19 protein-coding genes, 1 tRNA gene and 6 pseudogenes are annotated in these 24,426 nt (G+C 64.0%); 16 read left to right on the forward strand and 10 right to left on the reverse strand.

The features are described 5' to 3' along the window. Positions 1-11 precede the first annotated feature (11 nt). From ACTGJ9_RS05325 to ACTGJ9_RS05340, 4 genes and pseudogenes are all read left to right on the forward strand, one after another. On the forward strand, positions 12-1,283 hold the full coding sequence (locus tag ACTGJ9_RS05325) for an MFS transporter (protein WP_456676222.1): 1,272 nt from the start codon (positions 12-14) through the stop codon (positions 1,281-1,283). Positions 1,284-2,278: 995 nt separating this feature from the next. Further along, positions 2,279-2,929 (forward strand): annotated as a pseudogene (locus ACTGJ9_RS05330) (autotransporter domain-containing protein); the annotation flags it as partial. Between the two features lie 455 nt (positions 2,930-3,384). Beyond that, the gene (locus tag ACTGJ9_RS05335; RefSeq protein ID WP_456678443.1) at positions 3,385-3,852 is read left to right on the forward strand and encodes an outer membrane protein; all 468 of its coding nucleotides are present in this window, start codon (positions 3,385-3,387) and stop codon (positions 3,850-3,852) included. Next, entirely contained in the window at positions 3,824-4,630 is an 807-nt protein-coding gene (locus tag ACTGJ9_RS05340; RefSeq protein WP_456676223.1) for a DUF6065 family protein, read from the forward strand. Before ACTGJ9_RS05335 ends, ACTGJ9_RS05340 begins: the two co-directional genes overlap by 29 nt. Positions 4,631-4,993: 363 nt before the next feature. On the opposite strand, the gene ACTGJ9_RS05345 is transcribed toward ACTGJ9_RS05340, so the two are convergent. Then, a tRNA-Leu gene (locus tag ACTGJ9_RS05345) sits at positions 4,994-5,079 on the reverse strand. 141 nt (positions 5,080-5,220) lie between these two features. Here ACTGJ9_RS05345 and ACTGJ9_RS05350 point away from each other — a divergent pair. Next, positions 5,221-6,185, forward strand: a pseudogene (locus ACTGJ9_RS05350) (complex I NDUFA9 subunit family protein). A gap of 162 nt (positions 6,186-6,347) precedes the next feature. On the opposite strand, the gene ACTGJ9_RS05355 reads toward ACTGJ9_RS05350, so the two are convergent. The 3 genes from ACTGJ9_RS05355 to ACTGJ9_RS05365 form a co-directional block, all read right to left on the reverse strand. Further along, on the reverse strand, positions 6,348-7,088 hold the full coding sequence (locus ACTGJ9_RS05355; protein WP_456676224.1) for an SDR family oxidoreductase: 741 nt from the start codon (positions 7,086-7,088) through the stop codon (positions 6,348-6,350). A 3-nt stretch (positions 7,089-7,091) separates the two neighbouring features. Further along, positions 7,092-8,420 (reverse strand): FAD-binding oxidoreductase, encoded by a 1,329-nt coding sequence (locus tag ACTGJ9_RS05360; RefSeq protein WP_456676225.1) that lies wholly within the window; start codon positions 8,418-8,420, stop codon positions 7,092-7,094. Between the two features lie 94 nt (positions 8,421-8,514). Next, positions 8,515-9,321, reverse strand: coding sequence for an undecaprenyl-diphosphate phosphatase (locus ACTGJ9_RS05365; protein WP_456676226.1), 807 nt, complete (start codon positions 9,319-9,321; stop codon positions 8,515-8,517). A gap of 169 nt (positions 9,322-9,490) precedes the next feature. Here ACTGJ9_RS05365 and ACTGJ9_RS05370 point away from each other — a divergent pair, with 169 nt between their 5' ends. The 3 genes and pseudogenes from ACTGJ9_RS05370 to ACTGJ9_RS05380 all read left to right on the forward strand — a co-directional run bounded on the left by ACTGJ9_RS05370 (position 9,491) and on the right by ACTGJ9_RS05380 (position 12,293). After that, the gene (locus ACTGJ9_RS05370) at positions 9,491-10,183 is read left to right on the forward strand and encodes a glutathione S-transferase family protein (RefSeq protein ID WP_456676227.1); all 693 of its coding nucleotides are present in this window, start codon (positions 9,491-9,493) and stop codon (positions 10,181-10,183) included. Then, a pseudogene (gene queG / locus ACTGJ9_RS05375) lies at positions 10,132-11,317 on the forward strand (tRNA epoxyqueuosine(34) reductase QueG). Before ACTGJ9_RS05370 ends, queG begins: the two are co-directional and overlap by 52 nt. 182 nt (positions 11,318-11,499) lie before the next feature. Next, positions 11,500-12,293: pseudogene (locus tag ACTGJ9_RS05380) on the forward strand (acyl-CoA thioesterase domain-containing protein). Between the two features lie 48 nt (positions 12,294-12,341). On the opposite strand, the gene ACTGJ9_RS05385 reads toward ACTGJ9_RS05380, so the two are convergent. Further along, positions 12,342-12,812 (reverse strand): nuclear transport factor 2 family protein, encoded by a 471-nt coding sequence (locus ACTGJ9_RS05385; protein ID WP_456676228.1) that lies wholly within the window; start codon positions 12,810-12,812, stop codon positions 12,342-12,344. 141 nt (positions 12,813-12,953) lie between these two features. Further along, the gene (locus ACTGJ9_RS05390; RefSeq protein ID WP_456676229.1) at positions 12,954-13,742 is read right to left on the reverse strand and encodes an alpha/beta hydrolase; all 789 of its coding nucleotides are present in this window, start codon (positions 13,740-13,742) and stop codon (positions 12,954-12,956) included. A gap of 251 nt (positions 13,743-13,993) precedes the next feature. On the opposite strand from ACTGJ9_RS05390, the gene infC reads away from it, so the two are divergent. Beyond that, on the forward strand, positions 13,994-14,533 hold the full coding sequence (gene infC, locus ACTGJ9_RS05395) for a translation initiation factor IF-3 (protein ID WP_148778009.1): 540 nt from the start codon (positions 13,994-13,996) through the stop codon (positions 14,531-14,533). 64 nt (positions 14,534-14,597) lie between these two features. Here infC and ACTGJ9_RS05400 read toward each other — a convergent pair whose 3' ends face one another. After that, the gene (locus ACTGJ9_RS05400; protein ID WP_456676230.1) at positions 14,598-14,993 is read right to left on the reverse strand and encodes a hypothetical protein; all 396 of its coding nucleotides are present in this window, start codon (positions 14,991-14,993) and stop codon (positions 14,598-14,600) included. 272 nt (positions 14,994-15,265) lie between these two features. On the opposite strand from ACTGJ9_RS05400, the gene rpmI reads away from it, so the two are divergent. After that, the gene (gene rpmI / locus ACTGJ9_RS05405; RefSeq protein WP_008143958.1) at positions 15,266-15,466 is read left to right on the forward strand and encodes a 50S ribosomal protein L35; all 201 of its coding nucleotides are present in this window, start codon (positions 15,266-15,268) and stop codon (positions 15,464-15,466) included. 91 nt (positions 15,467-15,557) lie between these two features. Beyond that, the gene (gene rplT, locus ACTGJ9_RS05410) at positions 15,558-15,917 is read left to right on the forward strand and encodes a 50S ribosomal protein L20 (protein ID WP_014490867.1); all 360 of its coding nucleotides are present in this window, start codon (positions 15,558-15,560) and stop codon (positions 15,915-15,917) included. A gap of 8 nt (positions 15,918-15,925) precedes the next feature. On the opposite strand, the gene ACTGJ9_RS05415 is transcribed toward rplT, so the two are convergent. Continuing rightward, positions 15,926-16,351, reverse strand: coding sequence for a hypothetical protein (locus tag ACTGJ9_RS05415; protein WP_456676231.1), 426 nt, complete (start codon positions 16,349-16,351; stop codon positions 15,926-15,928). A gap of 151 nt (positions 16,352-16,502) precedes the next feature. Between ACTGJ9_RS05415 and pheS the strand changes: the two genes are divergently transcribed. The 4 genes and pseudogenes from pheS to ACTGJ9_RS05435 all read left to right on the forward strand — a co-directional run bounded on the left by pheS (position 16,503) and on the right by ACTGJ9_RS05435 (position 21,477). Continuing rightward, positions 16,503-17,585 (forward strand): phenylalanine--tRNA ligase subunit alpha, encoded by a 1,083-nt coding sequence (gene pheS / locus ACTGJ9_RS05420; RefSeq protein ID WP_456676232.1) that lies wholly within the window; start codon positions 16,503-16,505, stop codon positions 17,583-17,585. Positions 17,586-17,865: 280 nt separating this feature from the next. Continuing rightward, positions 17,866-18,108: pseudogene (locus ACTGJ9_RS05425) on the forward strand (endonuclease domain-containing protein); the annotation flags it as partial. Positions 18,109-18,244: 136 nt separating this feature from the next. Next, the gene (pheT, locus tag ACTGJ9_RS05430; protein ID WP_456676233.1) at positions 18,245-20,653 is read left to right on the forward strand and encodes a phenylalanine--tRNA ligase subunit beta; all 2,409 of its coding nucleotides are present in this window, start codon (positions 18,245-18,247) and stop codon (positions 20,651-20,653) included. Positions 20,654-20,707: 54 nt separating this feature from the next. Further along, positions 20,708-21,477: pseudogene (locus ACTGJ9_RS05435) on the forward strand (sulfite exporter TauE/SafE family protein). Positions 21,478-21,485: 8 nt separating this feature from the next. Here ACTGJ9_RS05435 and ACTGJ9_RS05440 read toward each other — a convergent pair. Beyond that, positions 21,486-22,871 carry a flavin monoamine oxidase family protein gene (locus ACTGJ9_RS05440; protein WP_456676234.1) on the reverse strand — a complete coding sequence of 462 codons (1,386 nt, stop codon included), beginning with the start codon at positions 22,869-22,871 and terminating at the stop codon, positions 21,486-21,488. A 188-nt stretch (positions 22,872-23,059) separates the two neighbouring features. On the opposite strand from ACTGJ9_RS05440, the gene ACTGJ9_RS05445 reads away from it, so the two are divergent. Continuing rightward, complete coding sequence (locus ACTGJ9_RS05445; RefSeq protein WP_456676235.1) at positions 23,060-24,016, forward strand: YiiX/YebB-like N1pC/P60 family cysteine hydrolase; 957 nt, start codon at positions 23,060-23,062, stop codon at positions 24,014-24,016. Positions 24,017-24,131: 115 nt separating this feature from the next. Here the strand turns inward: ACTGJ9_RS05445 and ACTGJ9_RS05450 are convergent, their stop codons facing one another. Beyond that, complete coding sequence (locus ACTGJ9_RS05450) at positions 24,132-24,407, reverse strand: metal-sensitive transcriptional regulator (protein WP_007598521.1); 276 nt, start codon at positions 24,405-24,407, stop codon at positions 24,132-24,134. Between the last annotated feature and the right edge of the window lie 19 nt (positions 24,408-24,426).

Below are 24,426 nucleotides of genomic sequence, written 5' to 3' on the forward strand. Positions count from 1 at the left end.
CATCAGGTGCCATGACAGACCAGACGCTCGCCGCGCCGATCGACGATCAACAGCAACGCCAGCGCGGCTTCTCGCGCTACCAGTCACTTCTGGTGGCGCTGCTCGCGTTCGCTCAGTTCACGATCATCCTCGACTTCATCATCATGTCGCCGCTCGGCGCCATCCTGATGCCCTCGCTCGACATCACCGCCGGGCAATTCGGCGTCGCGGTGTCCGCCTATGCGTTCAGCGCCGGCCTTTCCGGCATCCTGGCCGCCGGCTTTGCCGACCGCTTCGATCGCAAGCGGCTGCTGCTGTTCTTCTATGTCGGCTTCACGCTCGGAACGTTGCTCTGTGCGCTGGCGCAGACCTATCACGTGCTGCTGCTCGGGCGGATCGTGACCGGATTGTTCGGCGGCGTGATCGGCTCGATCGTGCTCGCCATCGTCACCGATCTGTTTTCGCTGCATTTACGCGGCCGCGTGATGGGCTTCGTGCAGACGGCGTTCGCCGCCAGTCAGGTGCTGGGCGTTCCGGCCGGACTGTTTCTCGCCAGTCACTGGAGCTGGCATGTCTGCTTCTTTGCGATCATCGGCCTGTCGATCCTGGCGATCGCCATCATCGCCTTCGCCATGGAGCCGGTCGATGCGCATCTGAAGCTGAAGCAGGACAAGAACCCGTTCCATCATCTCATCGCGACCATCGCCGAGCCGCGTTACACGCTGGCTTTCTCGGTCACGACATTGCTGGCGACGGGCGGCTACATGCTGATGCCGTATTCCAGCGCCTTCACCGTGAACAATATCGGCATCGACATCGTGCATCTGCCGACGATCTATCTGGTCTCCGGCCTGTTCAGCATCGTCACGGGACCGCTGGTCGGCCGCGCCAGCGACGCCTTCGGCAAGTACCCGACCTTCGTGTTCGGCTGCGCGCTGACCGCCGTCATGGTGCTGATCTACACCCATCTCGGCCACGTCTCGCTGGTGACCGCGATCGTCGTCAACGTGCTGATGTTCGTCGGCATCTTCTCGCGCATGATCCCGTCGCAGGCGCTGATATCGGCGATCCCCGATCAGAGCCAGCGCGGCTCGTTCAGCGCGGTCAGCGCCTCGCTCCAGCAGCTCTCCGGCGGGCTCGGCTCGGTGCTTGCCGCCGCGATCATCTCGCAACAACCCGACGGTTCGCTGCTGCATTTCGAACGGATCGGCTACGTCGTCGTCACCACGACGATCATCACGCTGGTCGCGATGTATTTTGTGCAGAAATCGGTAGCGGAGCAGGCGGGGAGAAGCGTGGTCTGAGAGAAGGGCCGGCCCGGTTGGCGCAATTGGAGATTATCGACAATTGCATCGAACTGTTGCTGCAGGACAACATCTGAAAACTATTTCCGGTAGTAATCCCTCGGCTCGCAATTTCGCGCCTGACAATTTCACACCTACTCATAGGATGAAGTGGGGGCTGGCTTTGGAGAGCGCGGATGGATGTGTCGCGGACACAACCGGACTTTATCCCCACTGAGCCCGCTAGAGATCCGGTCACATCTGACCCGCAGCGGTCGGCCGCCGGCCTGTGGCGGTTCCGCTCGCTTCTATTGGGAACAGTTGCAACGGTCGCCTACGGACATACTGCAGTTGCGGCGGACAGGATCCATCTGGGATTCGACGGTTATCGCTCTGCAACCAATGACTACTGCATCAATGCGAGCAGCGTGCAGGGCGACCCGCAGACTGCTTTCATGTGGCGCTTCAGCAAGAGCGGAACGCTCACGGGCGGCCCGACCTTCCTCGACCTGCAAACGGAAACGGCCATCGAGGTATTTCCGCCGTCGTTCGATGATCATGAAAAGTTCAGGGCCTATGGCAGTGTCCTGGGGCCGCTGCTTGGCGAAAAGTCCGTCTCGAACGAGGTCAATGCATTCACCAACCAGCTGTGCTCCATATCACCGCCACCGCCGCCACCACCGCCGGGACCGCCGCCACCAGGGCCGCCACCACCTCCACCGCATGTGATACCTACGCCATTCCCGGTATTCCCGCCGGTACCGCCGTCGCCGCCACCACCTCCACCTCCCCCGCCACCTCCACCGGGACCACCGCCGCCGCCACCACCCGGGCCGCCGCCACCTCCGCCACCGCCACCCGGACCGCCTCCCCCTCCGCCACCCATGCCGGTGCCGCACGCGAATCTCGCCCGCGCATTGGGGACGGATTTTGCGCGCAGCTACTTCATCTCGGACGCGATCCTGGCCGGGTTCAACCAGTACGCGAGTATCGCCACCAGTCCGACCTCGGCATCGATGGGCAACGGCTGGCACGCGTGGGTCACGCCGCGCCAGGTCAACTTCACCGACCGGACCGTCGGGCTCACGTCGCAAGGCACGTTGTCGGAGTTGACGTATGGGCTAGACTATCGTGTCAACCCGGACCTCCTTGTGGGCTTTGCTTTCAATCCGGAGAGCACCAAGGTCACGTATGACGGGCTGAATGCCTCGCTCTACGAGTCGGGAATCGGGGGCGGTCCCTATCTGGGATGGCTCATCAGCCCGACGACGCTGTTTGATGCGTGGGCCGGCTACGTGCGGCTGGATCGCGCCTTCGATGCCTTCGGGCATGGCGCCAACATGCCCGTCAACCGCGTCTTCCTGTCCTCGAGCATCACCCAGATCATCGATACGCCCTGGATGCGTGTCCTGCCCCGGTTCACGGTGTTTCATGCTCACGACGATGTCTCGGCTGTCACAAGCGGTCAGGGATTCCCGATCCCGGGCCAAGCCTATAGCTGGGGTCACGTGGAAGGCTCGGTGGAGCTCAACCGGGATTTTGCGCTTGATTCCCAATTTCTGCTGCAGCCGTTCGTCCAGGCCACGTTGCGGTACGACACCCAACAGCTGGTCAATACCATCACAACCATCGACGGCACGGATGTCGAACTCACGCGGTTGCACGGGCAATTGCGCGGCGGCGTCCGGGCCCGGCTCGGGTCCCAGGCCGAGTTCTGGCTGTCGGGCGGCTATCTGTCGTTCTTCACGCCCGGGATCGATGCGTGGGAGGCGAAGGCGCATTTCCGAATGCGGTTCGACGAGGCGAGTTCCGCGTTTGCTGCCTACATGCCGGTCAAGGCCAAGCCGGTCCTGCCGTATAGCTGGACCGGCTGCAGCATCAGTGTGAACGCCGGCTATGATTCGGCCAAAGCTGAATTCTCTTCGGCGCCGAATGGAGCCATCGTCGAGTTTGCGCAGACCACCGGAACTCTTCCCGAGCTGGCGGCCCAGCAGGCGAGTTCGAACGCTGCGCAACGCAAAGGCGGGGCTACGGCCGGCGGACCTCCTGCAATGTACAGTGCGGCAAGACGGTCGTCGGGCTCGAAACGGATTTCAACTACACCGATCTGCATTCATCGGAGCTGCGCGGACCATTCCCTCTGGCGCCGGGAGTCACCAACACCTGGGAGAACAGCTTCCGATCGAACTATCTCGGCACCGTGCGCGGACGCCTGGGGTTCCTGGCAACGCCCTCGAACATGCTCTACGTGACCGCAGGCTTGGCGTACGCGGAGTACGCCTTTGCCACCGCGACGGATTTCCCCGGCTTCTCCGGTTTTCGATTTGCGGGGGCCGATTCGCGCGTGAAGCCTGGCTGGACTGCGGGCCTCGGCTGGGAAACCGTTGTCAGCGGCCCATGGACGGCAAAGTTCGAATATCTTCACGTCGACCTCGGCGATCGCAGCGTCCCGGCACCACAGAATGTCGGTGCGCTAAGCCCATTCGCATGGACACACTCGGCCAAATTGACCGAGGATGTCGTTCGCGTAGGGTTGAGCTACAAGTTCGCCGGGGCGCCAAATGGAGCTGCCGGCTGGTTCTCGCAGTGAGACAGTGGTTGGACCGATGCCGAAGCTTGTTGCCTATACGCTCGACGGACATGAGATAGACATCCGTCCTGCTCCGCTCGAACGCGACTGGATGGACGCCAGCGACCAGCGGTTCGCCTATCGCTGCTTGCCGCTCAACATTGCAAATGCTCATGGCTGGGAGTTGCTCTGCCCGTCGGGATTCTCGGCACGATGGGACGGGCTCAACCTCAAGGAGACAGTTCGGATCAAGCCGGATCTCGGCACACATGCGCCGGCATCGAGTCACTTCGGACATGGGATCTTGACCTTCCATGTGCCCTGCCTGTTCCGCACCGACCCCGGTTTCGATCTCTTCGTGACGGGCCCCATCAACAGGCCGAAAGATGCGATCGCGCCGCTCAGCGGAGTGATCGAGACGGATTGGTCGCCATATACGTTCACGATGAACTGGCGATTCACGCGATCAAATACCAAGATTCGATTTGAGCGGGGAGAACCGTATTGTCACGTCTTTCCGGTTGAACGCGGAGCGCTCGAGCGGATCACGCCGGAGGTTATGCCGCTGTCAAACGCGCCGGACCTCGAGCGCGAGTTCAAATTGTGGTCCGAAGGCCGCAGCGCCTTCAACGCCGACCTGCAGCAGCCGAGCTCGGAAGCAACCCAGCAACGGTGGCAGAAGACATATTTTCGCGGGCTCAATCCTTCGGGCGAAGAGCCGCGAGCGGATCACCGCAGCCGCCTGCGCGTGAAGGATTTCGTTAAAGGGCTGACCGTGCCATCATCAGATTTCTCCTAACATTCGTCCAATTGCCGTCGCTGCGTAGGGCTTTCCGCTTTCGCTCATGTCGCCGGCTCGGGGCAATTCATCGGCGATAGCTCTGAGCGACCGGCGGCGAGCGCCTTTGGCCTGCCGCGCCTTGGCCTTCCGAAGATCGTGAGTGCGGAGCGACACCTTGATCATGCCGGCAGCACCCACCTTCGCCGTCGCCGTCTCGTCCCCCACGGGAACGCGTTCGGAGGTAGTAAACGGAGGAGCCGTCGCGGCGGATAGGAGAGGTCATTCGCAGAAGCATGTGTACCGTCTCTGTGTACCAGTTGAGACGGTCGATCACCCTTCGATAACAGGGGCTTCAGCGAATTCAACGACATCGCAGAGCGATGGTGCCCAGAAAGGACTCGAACCTTCACGGCCGTTAAGCCACTGGCACCTGAAGCCAGCGCGTCTACCAATTCCACCACCTGGGCATGCCGTTTGGGGCACGGAGGCGGTTACTACGGTTCAGTGACGCGGTTGTCAATTCATGGTTCGGCTTGCCGATTGCGCATTGCAAACCGGGCCGATACAAGCCTGACAATGCTCTAGAATGGACCCCAGGAATAGATCTCATGGCATCAGATCTGGACACTCTTGTCACGGTTTTCGGCGGATCCGGGTTTTTGGGCCGGAATGTCGTCCGCGCGCTGTGCCGGCGGGATTACCGGATCCGGGTCGCGGTACGGCGACCGGAACTGGCCGGATACCTCCAGCCCTCGGGCAAGGTCGGGCAGGTCCACACCATCCAGGCCAATCTGCGCTATCCGCCTCGGTCGAGGCGGCGGTGCGTGATTCGAACGTCGTGATCAATCTGGTCGGCATTCTCACCGAGGGCGGCGGGCAGACCTTTGACGCCGTCCAGGCCAAGGGCGCCGAGACCGTCGCCAAGGCGGCCGCCGCCGTCGGCGCAAGGCTGATCCACGTCTCCGCGATCGGCGCCGATGCCGAATCGCCCTCGCGCTATGCCAGGGCCAAGGCAGCCGGCGAGGCCGCGGTGACGGCGGCCGTGCCGTCAGCCACGATCTTCCGCCCCTCCGTTATGTTGGGCCCCGAGGACCAGTTCACCAACCGCTTTGCGGCGCTGGCGCGGATGTCGCCGGTGCTGCCGCTGATCGGCGGGAGTACCCGGATGCAGCCGGTCTATGTCGGCGACGTCGCCACAGCCATCGCCGATGCCGTCGACGGCAAGGCCAAGGCGGGTGCGACCTACGAGCTCGGCGGCCCGGAGGTCCTGACCATGCGCGAGATCATCGAGGCCATCGTCGCTATTGCCGATCGCAAGCCGATGCTGGTGCCGCTGTCGTTCGGCCTCGCCCGCCTCGAGGCCGCCTTCCTGCAATTTGCCCCGGGCGCGCTGAAGCTGACGCCGGACCAGGTCACGCTGCTCGAGCGCGACAACGTGGTGTCGGACGCGGCCAAGGCGGCCGGCCTGACGCTGGAAGGGCTCGGCATCACCCCCGATTCGCTGGAAGCGATCGCCCCGCAGTACCTCTGGCGCTTTCGCGCCGCCGGCCAGTTCCAGCGCAAGAGCGCGTGAGATTTGCTTACCTCTCCCCCAAGCGCTTGCAGGAGAGGTCGGATCGCTCTTGCGATCCGGGGAGGGCTTTCTCCTCATCGGGAGTCTCTCTGCGGATACACCCTCTCCCCAGCCCTCTCCCGCAAGCGGGCGAGGAGCGCACCATCGGTGCGGCTGCTGACTTCAAAACTTCAATTTCTTGAACACCGCCTCCGGCAGCGTCTTGATGATGAGCATCACGAGACGCCATTTGCCGCTGACATAGACGACGTCGGTCTTCTTCTCGACGGCTGCAAGGATCGCATCGCCCACCACAGGCGCATCGACGGTGAGCGGGCCGATCAGCTTCATGCCTTCCGTCATTTTGGTGCGCACGAAACCGGGTTTCACCGTGACGACTTGCACGCCGCCGCGGCTGGCGCGGGCGCGCAAGCCGGACAGGAAGGCGGAGAAGCCGGCTTTGGCCGAGCCGTAGACATAGTTCGAGGCGCGGCCGCGATCGCCTGCCACCGACGACACCCCGACAATCGTGCCATTGCCGCACGCCAGGAATTTTTCGGCGAACAGGCCGAGGATCAGCGACGGTCCCTCGTAGTTCGAGCGCATGATCGTGGTGGCGTGCGCGAGATCGCTCTCGGCGTTTTGCTGGACGCCGAGGAGACCGACGATCGAGACGACGACGTCCGGCAACACAGGAAGGCCCGCGACAAAGCCATCGAACGAGGCGGTGTCGAGCACGTCGAATCTCCACGCGCTCGCTTCGACGCTGTAGCGCGCGCGCAGATCGGCGGCGTCGGGCTCCAGCGCAGCGTCATCGCGGCCGGCGAGACCGACATCGTAGCCGGCTTTGGCAAAGGCGCGTGCCGCGGCGCGGCCGATATCGGAGGAGGCACCGAGCACCAGAACGGTCTTGCGTGATGTCACGGCTTAAACCTCGTCGAACAGGCGTTGTGAGAGTTTGGAGCGGATGTTTTTGGCGGGATCGAGCGATTTGCGGATCGCGTTGAAGCGCGACAGCGCGGGGTAACCGGCCTCGAACGTCGCGCGCGACTGCCGCGCATCCTTGGCGAGATAAAGCCGCCCGCCGGCCGCGACGACGAGGCGGTCGATCTCGTCGAGGAAGTACAGGATGTCGCCCTTCACCGGGAAATCCAGCGCCAGCGTGTAGCCCGGCAGCGGAAACGACAGCAGGCCATCGCCATGTCCGAGCTTCTTCAGCACCGCGAGGAAGGAGGCATCGCCGCGCTTCGAGACACGATCGAGGATCTCGCCGAGAGTGGCGCGCGCGCCAGCTTCCGGAATGACGCATTGATGCTGGAGGAAGCCGCGCCGTCCGTAGATGCGATTCCAGTCACTGATGCTGTCGAGCGGGAAGAAATACGGATAGAGCGAGACCACATAGTCGCCGCCGGCGCGCCTTGCGCCCATGCGGTAGTAGAGCTCGTTGAAGGCGCGGAGGCTCCAGCGGTTGAGCGTCATCGCCGGCAGATCGACGGGCACCGCGAGTCCGGGTTTCTTGCCGACTGGAAAGCGATCGGCGGCCTCAGCAAGTTCGTCGGCGCGGGCGTGTTCACCGAGATAAATCACCGAGCGGCCGAGATCGCGCCCGCGCGCCACGCAATCGATCCACGCCACCGAATAGGTCGCGGACTCGCTCGCTTCAAGCGCGCGCATCGCGGCCTCGAGATCGGATGCGGAGATCACCCGCTCGCGGATCCAGCCGGTCTCGACGGGGCGCAGCCGCATCGTGGCTTCGAGGATGATGCCGGTGAGGCCCATGCCGCCGACACTCGCGAAGAAGGCATCCGAATTTTGCTCGCGCGAGACCTCGATGGTCTCGCCGGCCCCGGTGCGCAGCAGGATGCTGTCGACATAGCGGCCGAAACCGCCCTCGCCATGATGGTTCTTGCCATGCACGTCTGCCGCGATAGCGCCGCCGACCGAGACGAACCGCGTGCCCGGCACCACGAAGGGCAGGAAGCCGCGCGGGCCGAAGGTGTCGATCAGGTCGGACAGCAACACGCCGGCTTCAAGCCGGATGCGGCCGGTTGCCGGATCGAACCATCTGACCCGGTCGAACCCGGTCATGGCGATGGTCCTGACGGCGCCGATGGCGGCATCGCCATAGGCGCGGCCATTGCCCCGGGCCACGGAGCCGGTCACAGCGACAGCCGCACCCACGGCCTCGAACGACCGCGGCCGCAGCACTTCGCTATCGACGACCGGGAAGCGTCCCCAGCCGCTGACGAGGGTCATCGTTCAGCTCCGCCCACGGGCCACCCCGCTCCGGACACTCCCTACCGCTCAAAAGCTGATATTGCGTTGAGGCTCGTCAGCAGATTGTCAAAGGTTAATGGCCGAGCGCCAGCGCGATCAGGCCGAGCGTGCCGACGATGACGCGCCACCAGGCGAACACCACGAAGCCGTGGCGGGTGACGTATCCCAGGAACGCCTTCACCACGATGACCGCGGTGATGAACGACACAACGAAGCCGATCGCGACGATGCCCATGTGGTCCATCGTCATCTCGGAGCGGTTCTTGTAGAAATCGTAGGCGAACGCGCCGATCATGGTCGGGATGGCGAGGAAGAAGGAGAACTCCGCCGCCGCCCGCTTGTCGGCACCCAGGAACATCGCGGCAACGATGCTTGCACCGGAGCGCGACACGCCCGGGATCATCGCAACGCACTGGGCGATGCCGATATAGAGATACATCAGCAGCGGAAACTTGGTGGCGTCATGTTCGCGCGCCTTGAGATCGAGCCGATCGACCCACAACAGGATGGCGCCGCCGACGATCAGCGAGAAGCACACGACCCAGGGGTTGAACAGCATGCTCTTGATGTATTTGCCGGCGATGAGACCGACGACCACCGCGGGCAGGAACGCCACCAGCACGCCGATCACGAAGCGGCGCGCATAGACATCACCGGTGAACATGCCGATCGCGACGTCCCACAGTTTCTTGAAGTAGAGCACGACGATCGCAAGGATCGCGCCGAGCTGGATCAAAACGGTAAATGAATCCCAGAAGGCGCCCTCGCCAAGGCCGAAGAAGCGCTCCGCAAGCAGCAGGTGGCCGGTCGAGGAAACGGGAAGGAACTCGGTCACCCCCTCGATGATGCCAAGGATCACTGCCCGTATTGTATCTGACATATTTACGGTCCATTTCCGCTGGAAAAGCGGGGTTCTTCTCGCCTATTCGCCCCTCGCTCGCAATCGCAAAATGCGCTAACGCGTGCTTGCCTCGCGGTTTTGAAGGACTAGTGTGGCGCTGCACAAACATTGATGGATTGTTAAGCACCATCAAATAGTCAAAGGCTTCATGTTCACGCTGTTTCATCATCCGTTCTGTCCGCATTCGCGTTTCATTCGCCTGATCGCGGGCGAATACGGGCTCGAACTGAAGCTGGCGGAGGAGCGCAGCTGGGAACGGCGCGAGGCATTTCTGCTGCTCAATGCGGCCGGCACGACGCCGGTGCTGGTGGACGACGAACAGCCGCCGATCCCCGGCGCGGCCATCATCGCGGAGTATCTCGATGAAGCCTATGGCGCCGAGATGGGCCCCAAGCGCCTGATGCCGGAGGCGATCGCCGAGCGCGTCGAGGTGCGCCGGCTGATGGCCTGGTTCAACGAAAAATTCTTCGAGGAAGTCTCCCATCCGCTGGTCACCGAGCGTATCTACAAGCGCTTCATGAGCGAGGAGAATGGCGGCGGGCCGCCCTCGCCCGACGTGATGCGCGCGGCCAAAGCCAACGTGCGCTATCATCTGGCCTACATCGGCTGGCTGGCGCAGACGCGTAACTTCCTCGCCGGCGACCGGCCAACTTACGCGGATCTCGCCGCCGCGGCCCACCTCTCGGCGATCGACTATCTGGGCGACGTGCCATGGAGCGAGGACGACGCAGCAAAGGCGTGGTACGCGCGGGTGAAATCCCGTCCGTCGTTCCGTCCGCTGCTGAGCGAATGGCTGGCAGGCGTGCCGGCGTCGCGGACCTACGTGGACCTGGATTTCTGAACTCCGATCCGACCGAACTGAAGGCGGCGCTGGCGCGCGAAGCGCGCGCGCTCGGCTTCGACTGCATCGGCATCACCGAGCCGGGCACGATCGAGAACGCCGGACGACATTTTCTCGAATTCATCGCCGCGGGCGGTCATGGCGACATGGACTGGCTCGCGAACCAGCCGGAGCGCCGGGTCGATCCACGCGGGCTGTGGGCCGACGTGCGCAGCGTGATCATGTTCGGCGTCAATTACGGCCCCGACCAGGATCCGCTCGCGATCCTGCGAGAGCGCTCGCGCGCGGCAATCTCGGTCTATGCGCAGGGCGACGATTATCACGACCTCATCAAGAAGCGGCTGAAGGCGCTGGCGCGCTGGCTGGTCGCGACGGCGACTTGTGAGAAGACTTGCGAGGTCAAAGTGTTCGTCGACACCGCGGCGGTGATGGAGAAGCCGCTCGCGCAAGCGGCCCATCTCGGCTGGCAGGGCAAGCACACCAATCTGGTCTCGCGCGAATTCGGCTCATGGCTGTTTCTCGGCGCGATCTACACCACGCTCGAATTGCCGCGCGACGACGCCGAGATCGATCATTGCGGCTCGTGCCGGGCCTGTCTCGACATCTGCCCCACCGCAGCGTTTCCCGCGCCCTACAAGCTCGATGCACGGCGATGCATCTCCTATCTCACCATCGAGAACAAGGGACCGATCCCGCGCGAGTTTCGCAAGGCCATCGGCAACCGCATCTATGGCTGCGACGATTGCCTCGCGGCGTGCCCCTGGAACAAGTTTGCGCAGGAGGGACGTGAAGCCAGGCTCGCCGCACGTGACGAACTGCGCGCGCCCGGTCTTGCTGAACTTTCACGGCTCGACGATGCCGCGTTTCGCGCGCTGTTCACGAAGTCGCCGATGAAGCGGATCGGTCGCGATCGCTTCTTGCGCAACGTGCTGATTGCGATCGGCAACTCCGGCGATGTGATGCTGGCGGAAGAAGCGCGGCGGTTGCTGGGAGATGAGCGCGCTGGTGCGCGGGGCTGCGGTGTGGGCGCTCGGGCAGTTGCTGTCGCGGGATGAGTTTGCCGCGATGAAGAGCGCCGCGATGAGCAATGAGCGCGACGACCGCATGCGTGAGGAGTGGCACGCCGCCTCCTAACCCCCGCTGTCATCCTCGGCGAAAGCGGCGGATCCAGTACGCCGCAGCCTATCGATTTAATCGCTGCCTTCTCAGAGTACTGGGATTGCCCGGTCAAGCCGGCTATGACACCTGTGTTGCAGCCATGGTGCGCGCTCGCGCCGCCCTTGATTTCCACACCCGTTCCTTCAAGGTCGCGCGTCATGACAAACACGCCTTTCTTCTCCCGCGACGGCGACACATTCCATCCGACGGAAGTCGCCAACGGTCCGTGGGATCGAAATCGCTGCACGGACGCGTCATCATCGGCCTGCTCGGTTTCGTCATCGAGGAACGCCATTCCGGTCCTGAATTCGTGCCGGCGCGGTTGACGGTCGACATGTTTCGGCTGCCGACCATCGACAAGCCGATCGAGGTGACGACGCGGCTGGTGCGCGACGGCCTACGCATCCGCGTGATCGAAGCGGAGTTTGTCTCCGGCGGCGTCAGCATGGCGCGCGCCTCGTGCCAGCTGTTGCGACGGACGCAAAACCCCGACGGCAATGTCTGGTCGCCGCCGAACTGGGACGCGCCGAAGCCGGACGATATTCCAAGGCCGAGCGATCCCAGGCTCGGCATGAACGGCAAATGGACGACGCGGCCGATCGTCGGCCATATGGGCTCGCTCGGGCCACGCCGGCTCTGGATGAGCGAGGTGCGCGAGCTCGTCGCGGGCGTGCCGATGACGCCATTCGTCCACGCCGCCACCGGCGCCGATTTCGCGAGCCCGTTTGCCAACGCCGGCGACAAGGGGCTCGGCTACATCAACAGCGACGTGACGATCTATCTGCATCGTTTGCCGGTGACGAACTGGATCGGTTTTGAGGTGGTCAACCACCAGGCGACCGACGGCGTCGCGATCGGCGAATGCTGGCTTTATGACGAGCAGGGCCCGATCGGCACCGCGACGGTCGCAGCACTTGCGCAACGCAAGCCGATGGCGAAGCCGCCGCCGTAGGCTTTCCCGGTCGTTCCGGGGCGTGCGAAGCACGAGCCGGAATGACAGCTACGCCAGGTGCCGCGCCATCTCCGGCCGCGCCTTCAGCTCCGCGCCCTGCTTCCCGACGATCTTCGCAATCCGCTCCGGTGCAAACTTCAGATCGACGAACGCCGGCGCGGTGTTGGCGACCTCGTGATAGGACAGGATCTTGCCGTCGCGCAGCGTCATGATCGCAACGCCCTCGAACATCGCCCGCGCGCCGTTCGCTTCCGGCAGGGTCGATTTGTAGCTGAAGGTGTAGCGCGCATAGAGCGTGGTGCCGTTGCTGACGGGATCATGCATGTCCCAGCGGAATTCCGTCGCCGTGCGATAGAAGAAGTCGTCGACCATCGCGGCGATTTTTTCGCGGCCCGCAAAGGCGCCATAGAACACGTCGTGATAGACGCCGTCCTCGGTGAAGAGGTCCGCAAAGGCGCGGCCGTTGCGCTGTTCGACCGCGTCACAGAAGGCGCGCAGCATGGCAGTGGTGGTTGTCATTGGCATTTCTCCTCCTCTCCTCCGTCATGCCCCGCGAAGGCGGGGCATCCAGTACGCCGTGGGTTCTCGAGTACTATCACGGCCGTCACTGGGCTACTGGATTGCCCGCTTTCGCGGGCAATGACAGCGAGCATTAAACTTTCACCCGATTTCCGCCACCGCGGCAAGAATGCGCGCGACGTCTTGCGGGCGCGACAGACGGTGATCGCCGTCCTGGATCATGGTCAGCACGACGTCGTCGGCCGGCAGGCGATGCGTCAGTGCAAACGCATGCTGCCACGGCACGTCGGGATCCCGGGCGCCTTGAAGGATGCGGACGGGGCAGCCGAGATCGATGGCACTGCCGAGCACGAGATGGTTGCGCCCCTCCTCGATCAGCTTGCGCGTGATCGGATAGGGCGTGCCGTCGCCATATTCGGATGGCCGCAGCCAAAAGCCCTTGGTCTCGATCTCTTTCTTCACCTCGGGCGAGAAGGTCTTCCACATCAGCTCTTCCGTGAAGTCGGGCGCCGGCGCGATCAGCACCAGGCCGGCGAGCGATGCCTTTCCCGGACGCTTCTTGATCTCGCGCGCTAGCAGCAGCGCCATCCACCCGCCCATGGAGGAACCGATCAGGATCTGCGGACCGGTGCAGAACCGCTCGAACACCGCGATACTGTCCTCGAGCCAGCGTCCGATCGTCCCGTCGGCGAAATCGCCGCTGGATTCGCCATGACCGGAATAGTCGAACCGGACCGCGGCGCGGCCGTGCTCGCCGGCCCAGCCGTCGAGCGCCACCGCCTTGCCGCCCTGCATGTCCGACTTGAAGCCGCCGAGCCAGACCAGGCCGGGTCCTTGTCCGGCGCGGCTGCGCACCGCGATCCGGCGCGCCGACGGACCTTCGCCCAATTCGATGAAGTTGAGCACGGCATCGGGAATTGCTGGGGTCATGGAACGTTTACTCTGGCTGTGGGGTTTGGGCCGTTCGGGCGCATTCGCGAAGCAACCCTATATTGGTATTGACCCTTTGGGACGCTTGCGGAACAGGTGCAAGGTGTCTATGTCGAGCACCGTGCCGACGGGCGTGACCAAAAAGCCTCGCATTTGAGGGTTTTTCGCTCCCCGCAGGAGCGAGTTGCTTGCCGGCAACCGCATCTTCCTGCAAAATAGCCGCTTCCTTTCACAACTTTGGAGAACCACCCATTCGCCGTCCCAATAGAGCCCCGGCGCCTGCCGCCAAAGACGGGCCGCGCATCAATGATGATATTCGCAATGCGCAGATCCAGCTGATCGATCAGACCGGTGACAACAAAGGCACCGTCGAGACGATGCTTGCCATCAAGATGGCCCAGGAAGCCGGCATGGATCTGGTCGAGATTTCGCCAAATGTCAGCCCTCCCGTCTGCAAGATCATGGACTACGGGAAGTATAAGTATTCCGCCCAGAAGAAAGCCGCCGAAGCGCGCAAGCGTCAGAAGACCGTCGAGATCAAGGAGATCAAGCTCCGCCCGATGATCGACGATCACGACTATGACGTGAAGATGCGCGCTATGCTGCGGTTCTTCGAAGAAGGCGACAAGGTCAAGATCACCCTGCGCTATCGCGGCCGCGAAATGGCGCACCAGGAGATCGGCACCAAGCTGCTGGACAAGATCAAGACCGACGTCGCCGAGCTCGCCAAGGTCGAGCAGGATGCCCGGTTCGAGGGCCGTCAGGTCGTCATGGTCCTGGCGCCGCGCTGACACCGGCTCTGCAGGACTGAAAGTTCAACGGCCCGTCCGGATTTCCGGCGGGCCGCTTGTGTTTTCAGGTCCGCGTTGCCTGCCAGGTGCCGCTGCATTGGTCGCCAGAGATGATGCCCCTCCAGGAGCCGGCTCCCGCCGCGCCGCCAAGCCGGCCACCGCCGCTGGCATGCGAAGCGCCGACCGACACTTCCACCGCGACGGCACCGCCACGATTAACCCTGCCGGACACCCGGCCGCCGCCGGCGGACGACACCCGGCTGCCGGTTACGGTGAAGGGCACGCTGTAACCCGAGCTGCAATTGCCGCGGGTGGTCGCGAAGGTGACATTCCAGACCCCGTCATAACTGACGACGCGGGCATCGGCAGCCGACGGGACAGCGGCAGCGAGCATCGCGAACAGCGCCAGGTGGCGCGGACGGGCGAAAACCGACAAAATCGATTGGGAAAAGCGGCTCATTTTGGTCCTGCTCCGGACGGGACGACGTGAACAATGACGCGGCAACCCCCAATAGTCGCCGGCCAGGTTCTGGCGGTTCATCGTTGCCAATTGGCCCGTCCTCTGTCATAAGGCCGACCTTCATCGCCCGGCTGATTAAGGGCTGCCGTGGCGGTGTTTCGTGCGGGTCTCGCGCTTGTTCGCGAAACCTGAGCACAATCAACGCTCTAACGAGCATTTTTGACGGCCAGCCGCCTTCGCGGGCGGAATTCTGTGGCCATTAGGAGAGCCAAATGCCCAAGCTGAAGACCAAATCGGGCGCTAAAAAGCGCTTCAAGGTGACTGCCACCGGCAAAGTGATGTTCGCCCATCGCGGCAAGCGTCACGGCATGATCAAGCGGACGAAGAAGCAGATCCGTCAGCTCCGCGGCACCGCCGTGCTGTTCAAGACCGACGGCGACAACGTCAAGAAGTACTTCTTGCCGAACGCCTGATCGCGTCCAGGGATCGTCCAAGATCATTGCCAACTCTGCTGCGCCTCGCGCAGCGATCCGAAACCTAAGTCATCTCTGAAGGATATTTGTCATGTCTCGCGTCAAACGCGGTGTGACCGCCCACGCCAAGCACAAGAAAGTCTACAAGGCCGCCAAGGGTTTCTACGGCCGCCGCAAGAACACCATCCGCGCCGCCAAGCCGGCCGTGGAGAAGGCCCAGCAGTACGCCTTCCGTGATCGCAAGCGCAAGAAGCGCACGTTCCGCGCGCTCTGGATCCAGCGTCTCAACGCTGCCGTCCGTCCGTTCGGCCTGACCTACAGCCGATTTATCGACGGTCTCGCCAAGTCGGGCATCACCGTGGACCGCAAGGTGCTGTCGGATCTCGCGATCCACGAGCCCGCGTCGTTCCAGGCGATCGCCGAGAAGGCCAAAGCCGCGCTCGCAGCCTGAGGCTTGCGCTAGCGGGCCTTCCGGCCCGCGGCCTTCAGCGCGCGTTGCGAGTAACGCCGGGCGACCTCCGCCCGGCAGAATGCCGTAAACGAGAGATACATGGTGCCGGACTTGTTCCGGTACTTGCCGTCGCATACGCGCATCTCGCGTTTGTAGGCCCGTGCCTGCGCGGCGTTGAGGCCGGGTTTGAAATCCGCCTCGCATTTCTTCTCGACGGCAGCACCGAGTTGGACGTCGCCGCTTGCGGTCAGTTCGCAATCCCTGAAAACCTTCATCGCGCTTTCACAGCTCTTCTGCGCGCTGATGGTGTCGGCGACCTCGTCCAGCGTCATGGATTTGTCCATGCAGACCATCGCGCGCGCCGGGGTGGCTGCGACCGGCAGAACGACGGCCAGGACGGCAAGAAGAACGGCCAGGCAGCGTTTCGAAAGCATCGCAAAGCTCTCCTCATATCCCGGTTGGTGCCCCGCCCCCGCGCGAGGTTCAACCCAGCTGGTCCTGCGCCCGGAATGACCGGCTTTTTGCTTGACGTTACCGCCTTCGGGCGGCGACAACCCAGCCGAATTTGGCAGCAAGGATTTGACTGTGTCCGACCTCGCAACGCTCGAAACATCCATCCTCGACCAGATCGCCGCCGCCGGCGATGAAGCCGCACTCGAAGCGGTGCGCGTCGCAGCCCTCGGCAAGAAGGGCTCGATCTCGGCGCTGCTTGCCACGCTGGGCAAGATGTCGCCCGACGAGCGCAAGGTCCAGGGCGCGGCGATCAACCAGGCCAAGGACAAGGTCACCGAGGCGCTCGCCGCACGGCGCGATTTGCTGAAGTCCGCAGCACTCGATGCGCGGCTGGCATCCGAAACCGTCGACGTGACCTTGCCGCTGCGCGATGCCCAGGCCGAGGCCGGCCGCATCCATCCGCTGAGCCAGGTCTGGGACGAGCTGACCACGATCTTCGCCGACATGGGATTCTCGGTCGCCGAAGGCCCCGACATCGAGACCGACGATTACAACTTCACCAAGCTGAATTTTCCGGAAGGCCATCCGGCGCGCGAGATGCACGACACGTTCTTCTTCCATCCGAAGGAAGACGGCTCGCGCATGCTGTTGCGCACCCACACCTCGCCGGTTCAGGTGCGCACCATGCTCACCCAGAAGCCGCCGATCCGCGTGATCTGCCCGGGCCGCACCTACCGCATCGATTCCGACGCGACGCACACGCCGCAATTCCACCAGGTCGAAGGGCTCGTCATCGACAAGCACTCGCATCTCGGCCACCTCAAATGGATCCTGCACGAGTTCTGCAAGGCATTCTTCGAGGTCGACCACATCAACATGCGCTTCCGGCCGTCGTTCTTCCCGTTCACCGAGCCGTCGCTGGAAGTCGACATCCAGTGCCGCCGCGACAAGGGCGAGATCCGCTTCGGCGAAGGTGAGGACTGGCTCGAGATTCTCGGCTGCGGCATGGTGCATCCGAACGTGCTGCGCGCCTGCGGCATCGATCCCGACGAGTACCAAGGCTTCGCCTGGGGCATGGGCATCGACCGCATCGCCATGCTGAAATACGGCATCGCCGATTTGCGCCAGCTGTTCGACAACGACGTCCGCTGGCTCAACCATTACGGCTTCAAGCCGCTCGAGGTGCCGACCCTTGCCGGAGGGCTGAGCTCGTGATGCTCGCGTTCGGACAAGAGCTTGCGAAGGCTCTCTCCCTTCCCTCCGCGGCGGGAACCCTCTCCCTGCCCCTCTCCCGCAAGCGGGAAAGGGAATGGATGGAGCGAGCGCGCGGCGTTCAGCTCGTGGGCACGTATTCTCTTACTGCTCGACAGGTCGGGCTCCCTCCCCCGCTTGCGGGGAGGGTTGGGGTGAGGGTATCTCCTCGATGGGGCTGCCAATGGTCGATCCTGAACAACCGGCCTGGAAAGTGCCGGCCAAGCTGCGAGCCAACGCGCGGATGCTCAGGCGCAGCTCGACTGATGCCGAACAGATCCTCTGGTCGGAGCTGCGCGGTAACCGGCTGAATGGCGCGAGCTTCCGCCGCCAAGTGCCGATCGAACGCTACGTCGCCGATTTCATCTGCCACGTGGCAAAGCTCGTGATCGAGCTCGATGGCGGCCAACACTTCTCGAATGAAGGCGAGCGCGCCGATGCGCGTCGCTCTGCTGCGATCGAGGCGAAGGGCCTCAAGGTGCTCCGCTTCAGCAATCTCGACGTCATGACCAATCGGGCCGGCGTTCTCGAAACAATCGCGACTACCGTCGCGGAGAAACCCCACCCCAACCCTCCCCGCAAGCGGGAGAGGAGCAGACCGCCTCCGTGGAGAAAAAGCAGCCATGAAATTCACCCTCTCCTGGCTGAAGGATCATCTCGACACCGACGAGCCCTTGGAAAAGCTCGCCGACAAGCTCACCATGATCGGGCTCGAGGTCGAGAACATCGAGGACAAGGCGAAGGCGCTGAAGCCTTTCACCATTGCGAAGGTGATCTCGGCCGAGCAGCATCCCAATGCCGATCGGCTGCGGGTCTGCATGGTCGACACCGGTGACGGTGGCGCGCCGGTGCAGGTCGTGTGCGGGGCGCCGAATGCGCGCGCCGGGCTCGTCAGCGTGTTCTCGCCGCCCGGCACCTACATCCCCGGCAAGGACATCACGCTCGGCGTCGGCACGATCCGCGGTATCGAGAGCCGCGGCATGCTGTGCTCGGCGGCCGAGCTGCAGATCTCCAACGACCATGACGGCATCATGGAATTGCCGGCGGATGCGCCGATCGGCACCGGCTATGCCGAATGGGCGGCCCTTGGCGATCCCGTGATCGAGATCAACCTGACGCCGAACCGGCAGGACTGCACCGGCGTGCACGGCATCGCGCGCGACCTCGCCGCCGCCGACATGGGCAAGTTCAAGGACGCATCGATCAAGCCGATCAAGGGCGAATTCCCTTGCCCGGTGAAGGTCACGGTCGAGGACGCGACGCTGTGTCCGGGCTTCGCGCTGCGCCTCGTGCGCGGCGTCAAGAACGGCCCGTCGCCGGAATGGCTGCAGAAGCGGCTGACCGCGATCGGCCTGCGCCCGATCAATGCGCTGGTCGACATCACCAACTTCATGACCTACGACCGCGCGCGTCCGCTGCACGTGTTCGACGCCAGGAAGGTGGTTGGCAATCTCGTGGTGCGCCGCGCCCGCGACAGCGAAGCGCTGCTCGCGCTCGACGGCCGCGCCTACAATCTCGATCCCTCGATCTGCGTGATCGCGGACGAACACGGCGTCGAATCGCTGGCCGGCATCATGGGCGGCGAAGCCTCGGGTTGCGACGAGAACACCACCGACGTGCTGATCGAATCGGCGCTGTGGAACGAGATCAACGTCGCCCAGACCGGCCGCAAGCTCGGCATCAATTCCGATGCGCGCTATCGCTTCGAGCGCGGCGTCGACCCGGCCTTCATGGTGCCGGGGCTGGAGCTCGCGACCAAGCTCGTGCTGGAGCTGTGCGGCGGCACGCCGTCAGAGAACGTCGTGGTGGGCAAAACTTTCGGCGACGATCGCGTGATCGATTTCCCGCTCACCGAGGTCAAGCGCCTCTCCGGCATCGAGGTGCCGCAGGTCGAAATGAAGCGTATCCTGGCGCATCTCGGTTTCATGATGGCCGGCCCGGGTCCGGTGGTGAAGGTCGCGGTGCCGTCGTGGCGCACTGACGTGCATGGGAAGGCTGACATCGTCGAGGAGGTCATCCGTATCTACGGCGTCGACAAGGTGCCGATGACGCCGTTCGAGCGCGGCGAGGACGCACGCAAATCCGTGCTGACGCCACTGCAGCTTCGGACCCGCCGCGCCAGGCGCGCGCTCGCGAGCCGCGGCATGACCGAGGCCGTGACGTGGTCGTTCATCACCAAGCCCGCGGCAAAGCTGTTCGGGGGCGGCGAGCGCGAGCTGGAAGTCGCCAACCCGATCGCCGCCGATCTCTCCGACATGCGGCCGAGCCTGCTGCCGGGCCTGGTCGCAGCCGCGCAGGCCAATGCCGATCGCGGCTTTGGCGACGTCGTGCTGTTCGAGGTCGGTCAGGTGTTCAGGGGCGATCGCCCGCAGGATCAGTTCATGGCCGCGAGCGGCGTGCGTCGCGGTCTTGCGTCGTCGGACGGATTGGGACGGCACTGGTCGGGCTCGGCGCAGGCCGATGTGTTCGACGCCAAGGCCGATGCGCTCGCGGTGCTGGCAGCTGCCGGCGCGCCGATGCAGGCACTTCAGATCATCGCCGGCGGTCCCGCCTGGCTGCATCCGGGCCGCTCCGGCACGATCCAGATCGGGCCGCAGAACGTGCTCGGCACTTTCGGCGAGATGCATCCGCGCGCGCTGGAGGCGCTCGGCGCCGACGGCCCGCTGATGGTGTTCGAGGTGATCCTCGACCGCATTCCGGAAGCCAAGAAGAAGCCGACGCGCGCCAAGCCGCTGATCGAGCTCTCGGCATTTCAGCCGGTGTCGCGCGATTTCGCCTTCATCGTCGACCGCGGCGTGAAGGCCGGCGACATCGTGCGCGCCGCGCAGAGCGTCGACAAGAAGCTGATCACCGGCGTCAACGTGTTCGACGTCTATGAGGGCAAGGGCATCGACGACGGCAAGAAGTCGATCGGCATCGCGGTAACGATCCAGCCGCGCGAGAAGACGCTGACCGATCAGGAGATCGAGGCCGTCGCTGCGAAGATCGTGGCGGAGGTCACGAAGAAGACCGGCGGCTCTCTGCGAGCATGATGGCGAAAAGTGTGAAGCGGTTTTCGGAAACCATCATGCTCAAAATTGTCAAGCATGACCCTCGCCGACTTCCTTCCCAAGGACGTCAGTCTCACCATCGCGATGGCGCTCTGCGCCATCGCTTTCGTTTCGGGCACCGCGCGCGGCTTCTCCGGCTTCGGCTCGGCGCTGATCTTCATGCCCCTGGCGAGCAGCGTCGCGGCACCGCGGTTGGTCGCAGCACTGCTCCTCGTCATCGATTTTGTTGCTGCCGCGCCGCTGCTGCCCGACGCGTGGCGAAAGGCCGACCGCAAGGCCACGGCCGTGATCGTGCTGGGCGCGCTGGTCGGTGTCCCGGTCGGCACCTATTTCCTCAGCGTGCTCGAACCCGTCACCACGCGCTGGATCATCTCCTGCTTCGTGGCCGCGCTGCTTCTGCTGCTGCTGTCGGGCTGGCGCTATCGCGGCAAGGACCACGCCTGGCTTTCGGTCGGGATCGGCGCCCTCTCCGGCTTCTGCAGCGGACTGGCGCAGACCGGCGGGCCGCCGATCGTTGGCTACTGGCTCGGCCGCCCCATTGCTCCCGTCGTCGCGCGCGCCAATATCGTGCTGTTCTTCGGCGCGTCGGATTTCTTCTCGATGGCCAGCTATGCCACGACGGGATTGATCTCCCGCGAGTCCTCGTGCTGTCGCTGATCGTCGGCCCGGTCTACGCGATCGGCGTCGCCTTCGGCGCATCACTGTTCGGCCGCGCCAGCGAAGCGATATTCCGCGGCATCTGCTATGCACTGATTGCGATCGCGGTGATCGCCGGGCTGCCGGTGCTGGACGGGATTTTGCGTTAGTTCGCCTACTACCGCGGCGCGCGGCGGCGTTTGGTCGATTGCGTCGGCACCTCGGCCGGCTCATCCTTCAGCGCACCGATCTTGCGGAGCGCGGCGTCCGCGGCGCGTTCGCCGCTTTCCCAGGCGCCGTCGACCGTGCCCCACAGCGTCTCATGCGTGGCTTCGCCGGCGAGGAACATGTTGCCGATCGGCTCGGTCAGGACTTTTCGCGACAGCTGGCCGCCGGGCGAGGCCGCCGACATCGCGCCCATCACATAGGGCGAGGCGTTCCAGCGCGTCACAGCGGCCTTCTGCACATTGGCCGCCGCCTCGCTGCCGAACAGCTTCGTGATCCACTCCTTTGCGAAGGCCGCCATCGCCTTCTCGCCCTGCTCGGAGAGATCGCGGCCGAACGAGCCGCCGACGTCGATCGAGCACAGCGAGGAGCCGCCGATATTGGCGAACATCAGCGCGGTGCGCGTCGAGTTGCTCTGCTCGATCAGGATATCGTCGCGCGAGAGCCCGAGCGGATTTCCCGGCAGTTGCAGCACGATGTGATCGTAACTGCCGAGCGTAAGCTTTGACGCGGCGTCGAGCGTGCGCTTGGGGATGTCGGGCGCGAACTTGATCGCGCCGCCGGCGAGCACATTGGTCGAGACCGTGATGATAGCGGCGCGCGCGACGATCTTGCCTGCTTGCGTCTCCACACTGACGTCGCGATTGCTCCAGACAATGCGGCTCGCTGGTGTCGCAAGCGCAACCGGCGCCTGCTCGCCCAGCTTGGCAATCAGGGTGCCCAGACCCTGGCGGCAGGCGATCGGGGCATTGCGGTCCTGCGCACGCGCCTTGTCGATCGCCGATAGCTCTTTCAAATCCTTGCCGGCAAAACTCGCACCGAGCACGAACTCGGCGGCGCCCGACCAATCGCCGAGATCTTTTGGCAGGACCGACGCGCAGGACGTATCGAGCTTGCCGCGCCCGGCTTCGTCGATGGCACGATTGGCGCGCACCAGCGCCGCCAGGAACTCCTCGGTCTCGCCCGCGCGCGCATTGCGGCGGCCGATGCGCATCTTCTGGCCCGACGGTGCCGGGGAGACATCGAGGCCGGCAGCACGCGCCAGCCGGATCATCGGATTGGTATCGGGATTGTGCATCCAGCGCGCGCCGCGATCGAACGGCACGTCGAAGGTGGTGCTGTCAGTGATGCAGCGCCCGCCAATTTGCGACGCCGCCTCCACCACGACGGCCCTGCGATTGGCCGCCATGACGCGCCGCGCTGCAGCGATTCCGGCCGCGCCGGCGCCGATCACGACAATGTCAGCCTCGCGCGGAAGCGGCGCGGCCGTTGCGCCCAGGACCGGCATCGCGGCAACGGCCGCCGACGCCGATAGGAAGCTGCGGCGCGTGATTGTCATGTCATGGTTTCCGTAGACTTGCGGCGAACGGGAACAGCAGGCGAACTTTGCCGCATCTGATGTTGCGCAGCAACTATCATGGTGAATCAATCGTGCTTGATCTCACAGACTGATGAACCGGATGGCAACACGTTTCGACCATGATAGAGAAGGAAAAAAGCGGCCGGAAAGGCCTGGGGGAGTTCGATATGGGGACGGTCCTGGATTCAGTCGGCAAGTTGATTGCCGCGTATCTCTCGAAGGAGGTGCCGGGCTATGAGCCTTTCACGCCGAGCGACCCCGAGCATCTCCGCGGCGTGATCCAGCCCGGCGATGTCATGCTGGTCGAGGGCAACAACCGCATCTCCGGCATCATCAAATATCTGACGCAGTCGACCTGGTCGCATGCCGCACTCTATGTCGGCCCGGTCGAAGGCGCGGTCGAGCCCGACGGCGAGCCGCACGTGCTGATCGAGGCCAATATCGGCGAGGGCGTCACCTCTGCGCCGCTGTCGAAATATTTCCCCTACCACACCCGCATCTGTCGCCCGGTCGGGCTGTCCTACGAGGACCGCACCACGGTGTGCCGTTATGCGATCAACCGCATCGGCTTCGGCTACGACACCAAGAACATCGTCGATCTGATGCGGTTCCTGTTTCCTCTGCCGATACCGCAACGCTGGCGGCGACGCATGATCGCAATCGGCTCGGGCGATCCGACGAAGATCATCTGCTCGGCGCTGATCGCGCAGGCGTTCGATGCGGTGCGCTATCCGATCCTGCCCAAGATCACCAAAGCCGGCAGCCGCGCCGCGCGCCGCGAGATCCTGCACATCCGCGATTCCTCGCTCTACATGCCCCGCGACTTCGACATCTCGCCCTATTTCGAAGTGGTCAAACCCACCATCGTGCACGGCTTCGACTACACAGCCTTGCATTGGGCCGACAAGCAAAAGCCGCTCGAGGAGGTAGCGGGCTCATTCGGTGTGTTTCCAGAAGCGCTCCGTGCGCCGCCGCTCGTTCCTGAAGCGGCTGACGAAGAGACGCCGGGTAAAATTCCGGCTGAGCAAATGATGCGTGAGATGGACGCCACCTTCTCCGGTCAATTTGTGCTGCTGAACGAGCTCGCGATGCACCGTGCGCGGGCGCAAGAGATCGCGGCTTAGACCATCGCTCCCGCCGTCGTCATTGCGAGGAGCGAAGCGACGAAGCAATCCGGAAATCCTTCCACGGAGGGATTCTGGATTGCTTCGCTGCGCTCGCAATGACGACTGTGAGAGCCTACCGCTCCGCCCGTCCAATCACCGCCATCAGCTCCGCGATCTTCTCGCGCTGATCCGCCTTGTCCCCGCTCGCAATCGCATGCTCGACGCAATGGGCGACGTGGTCCTTCAGAACCTCTTCCTCGACCCGGCGGAGCGCAGCGCGCACTGCCGAGATCTGCGTGACGATATCGATGCAGTAGCGGTCCTCCTCGACCATTTTCGACAGGCCGCGAACCTGGCCCTCGATCCGGCCGAGACGTTTTCCGACGGATGCCTTGATGTCCTTGCGCATGGCGTCTATATACCCGTAC

This window comes from Bradyrhizobium sp. RDM12 (genome assembly GCF_051917485.1).
Taxonomy (GTDB): domain Bacteria; phylum Pseudomonadota; class Alphaproteobacteria; order Rhizobiales; family Xanthobacteraceae; genus Bradyrhizobium.

Coding starts and splice junctions, on each gene's coding strand:
- ACTGJ9_RS05325 (WP_456676222.1), top strand. CDS start 12: ATGACAGACCAGACGCTCGCCGCGCCGATCGACGATCAACAGCAACGC.
- ACTGJ9_RS05340 (WP_456676223.1), top strand. CDS start 3,824: ATGGAGCTGCCGGCTGGTTCTCGCAGTGAGACAGTGGTTGGACCGATG.
- ACTGJ9_RS05360 (WP_456676225.1), bottom strand. CDS start 8,420: ATGACCCTCGTCAGCGGCTGGGGACGCTTCCCGGTCGTCGATAGCGAA.
- ACTGJ9_RS05365 (WP_456676226.1), bottom strand. CDS start 9,321: ATGTCAGATACAATACGGGCAGTGATCCTTGGCATCATCGAGGGGGTG.
- ACTGJ9_RS05370 (WP_456676227.1), top strand. CDS start 9,491: ATGTTCACGCTGTTTCATCATCCGTTCTGTCCGCATTCGCGTTTCATT.
- ACTGJ9_RS05385 (WP_456676228.1), bottom strand. CDS start 12,812: ATGACAACCACCACTGCCATGCTGCGCGCCTTCTGTGACGCGGTCGAA.
- ACTGJ9_RS05390 (WP_456676229.1), bottom strand. CDS start 13,742: ATGACCCCAGCAATTCCCGATGCCGTGCTCAACTTCATCGAATTGGGC.
- ACTGJ9_RS05400 (WP_456676230.1), bottom strand. CDS start 14,993: ATGAGCCGCTTTTCCCAATCGATTTTGTCGGTTTTCGCCCGTCCGCGC.
- rpmI (WP_008143958.1), top strand. CDS start 15,266: ATGCCCAAGCTGAAGACCAAATCGGGCGCTAAAAAGCGCTTCAAGGTG.
- rplT (WP_014490867.1), top strand. CDS start 15,558: ATGTCTCGCGTCAAACGCGGTGTGACCGCCCACGCCAAGCACAAGAAA.
- ACTGJ9_RS05415 (WP_456676231.1), bottom strand. CDS start 16,351: ATGCTTTCGAAACGCTGCCTGGCCGTTCTTCTTGCCGTCCTGGCCGTC.
- pheT (WP_456676233.1), top strand. CDS start 18,245: ATGAAATTCACCCTCTCCTGGCTGAAGGATCATCTCGACACCGACGAG.
- ACTGJ9_RS05440 (WP_456676234.1), bottom strand. CDS start 22,871: ATGACAATCACGCGCCGCAGCTTCCTATCGGCGTCGGCGGCCGTTGCC.
- ACTGJ9_RS05445 (WP_456676235.1), top strand. CDS start 23,060: ATGGGGACGGTCCTGGATTCAGTCGGCAAGTTGATTGCCGCGTATCTC.
- ACTGJ9_RS05450 (WP_007598521.1), bottom strand. CDS start 24,407: ATGCGCAAGGACATCAAGGCATCCGTCGGAAAACGTCTCGGCCGGATC.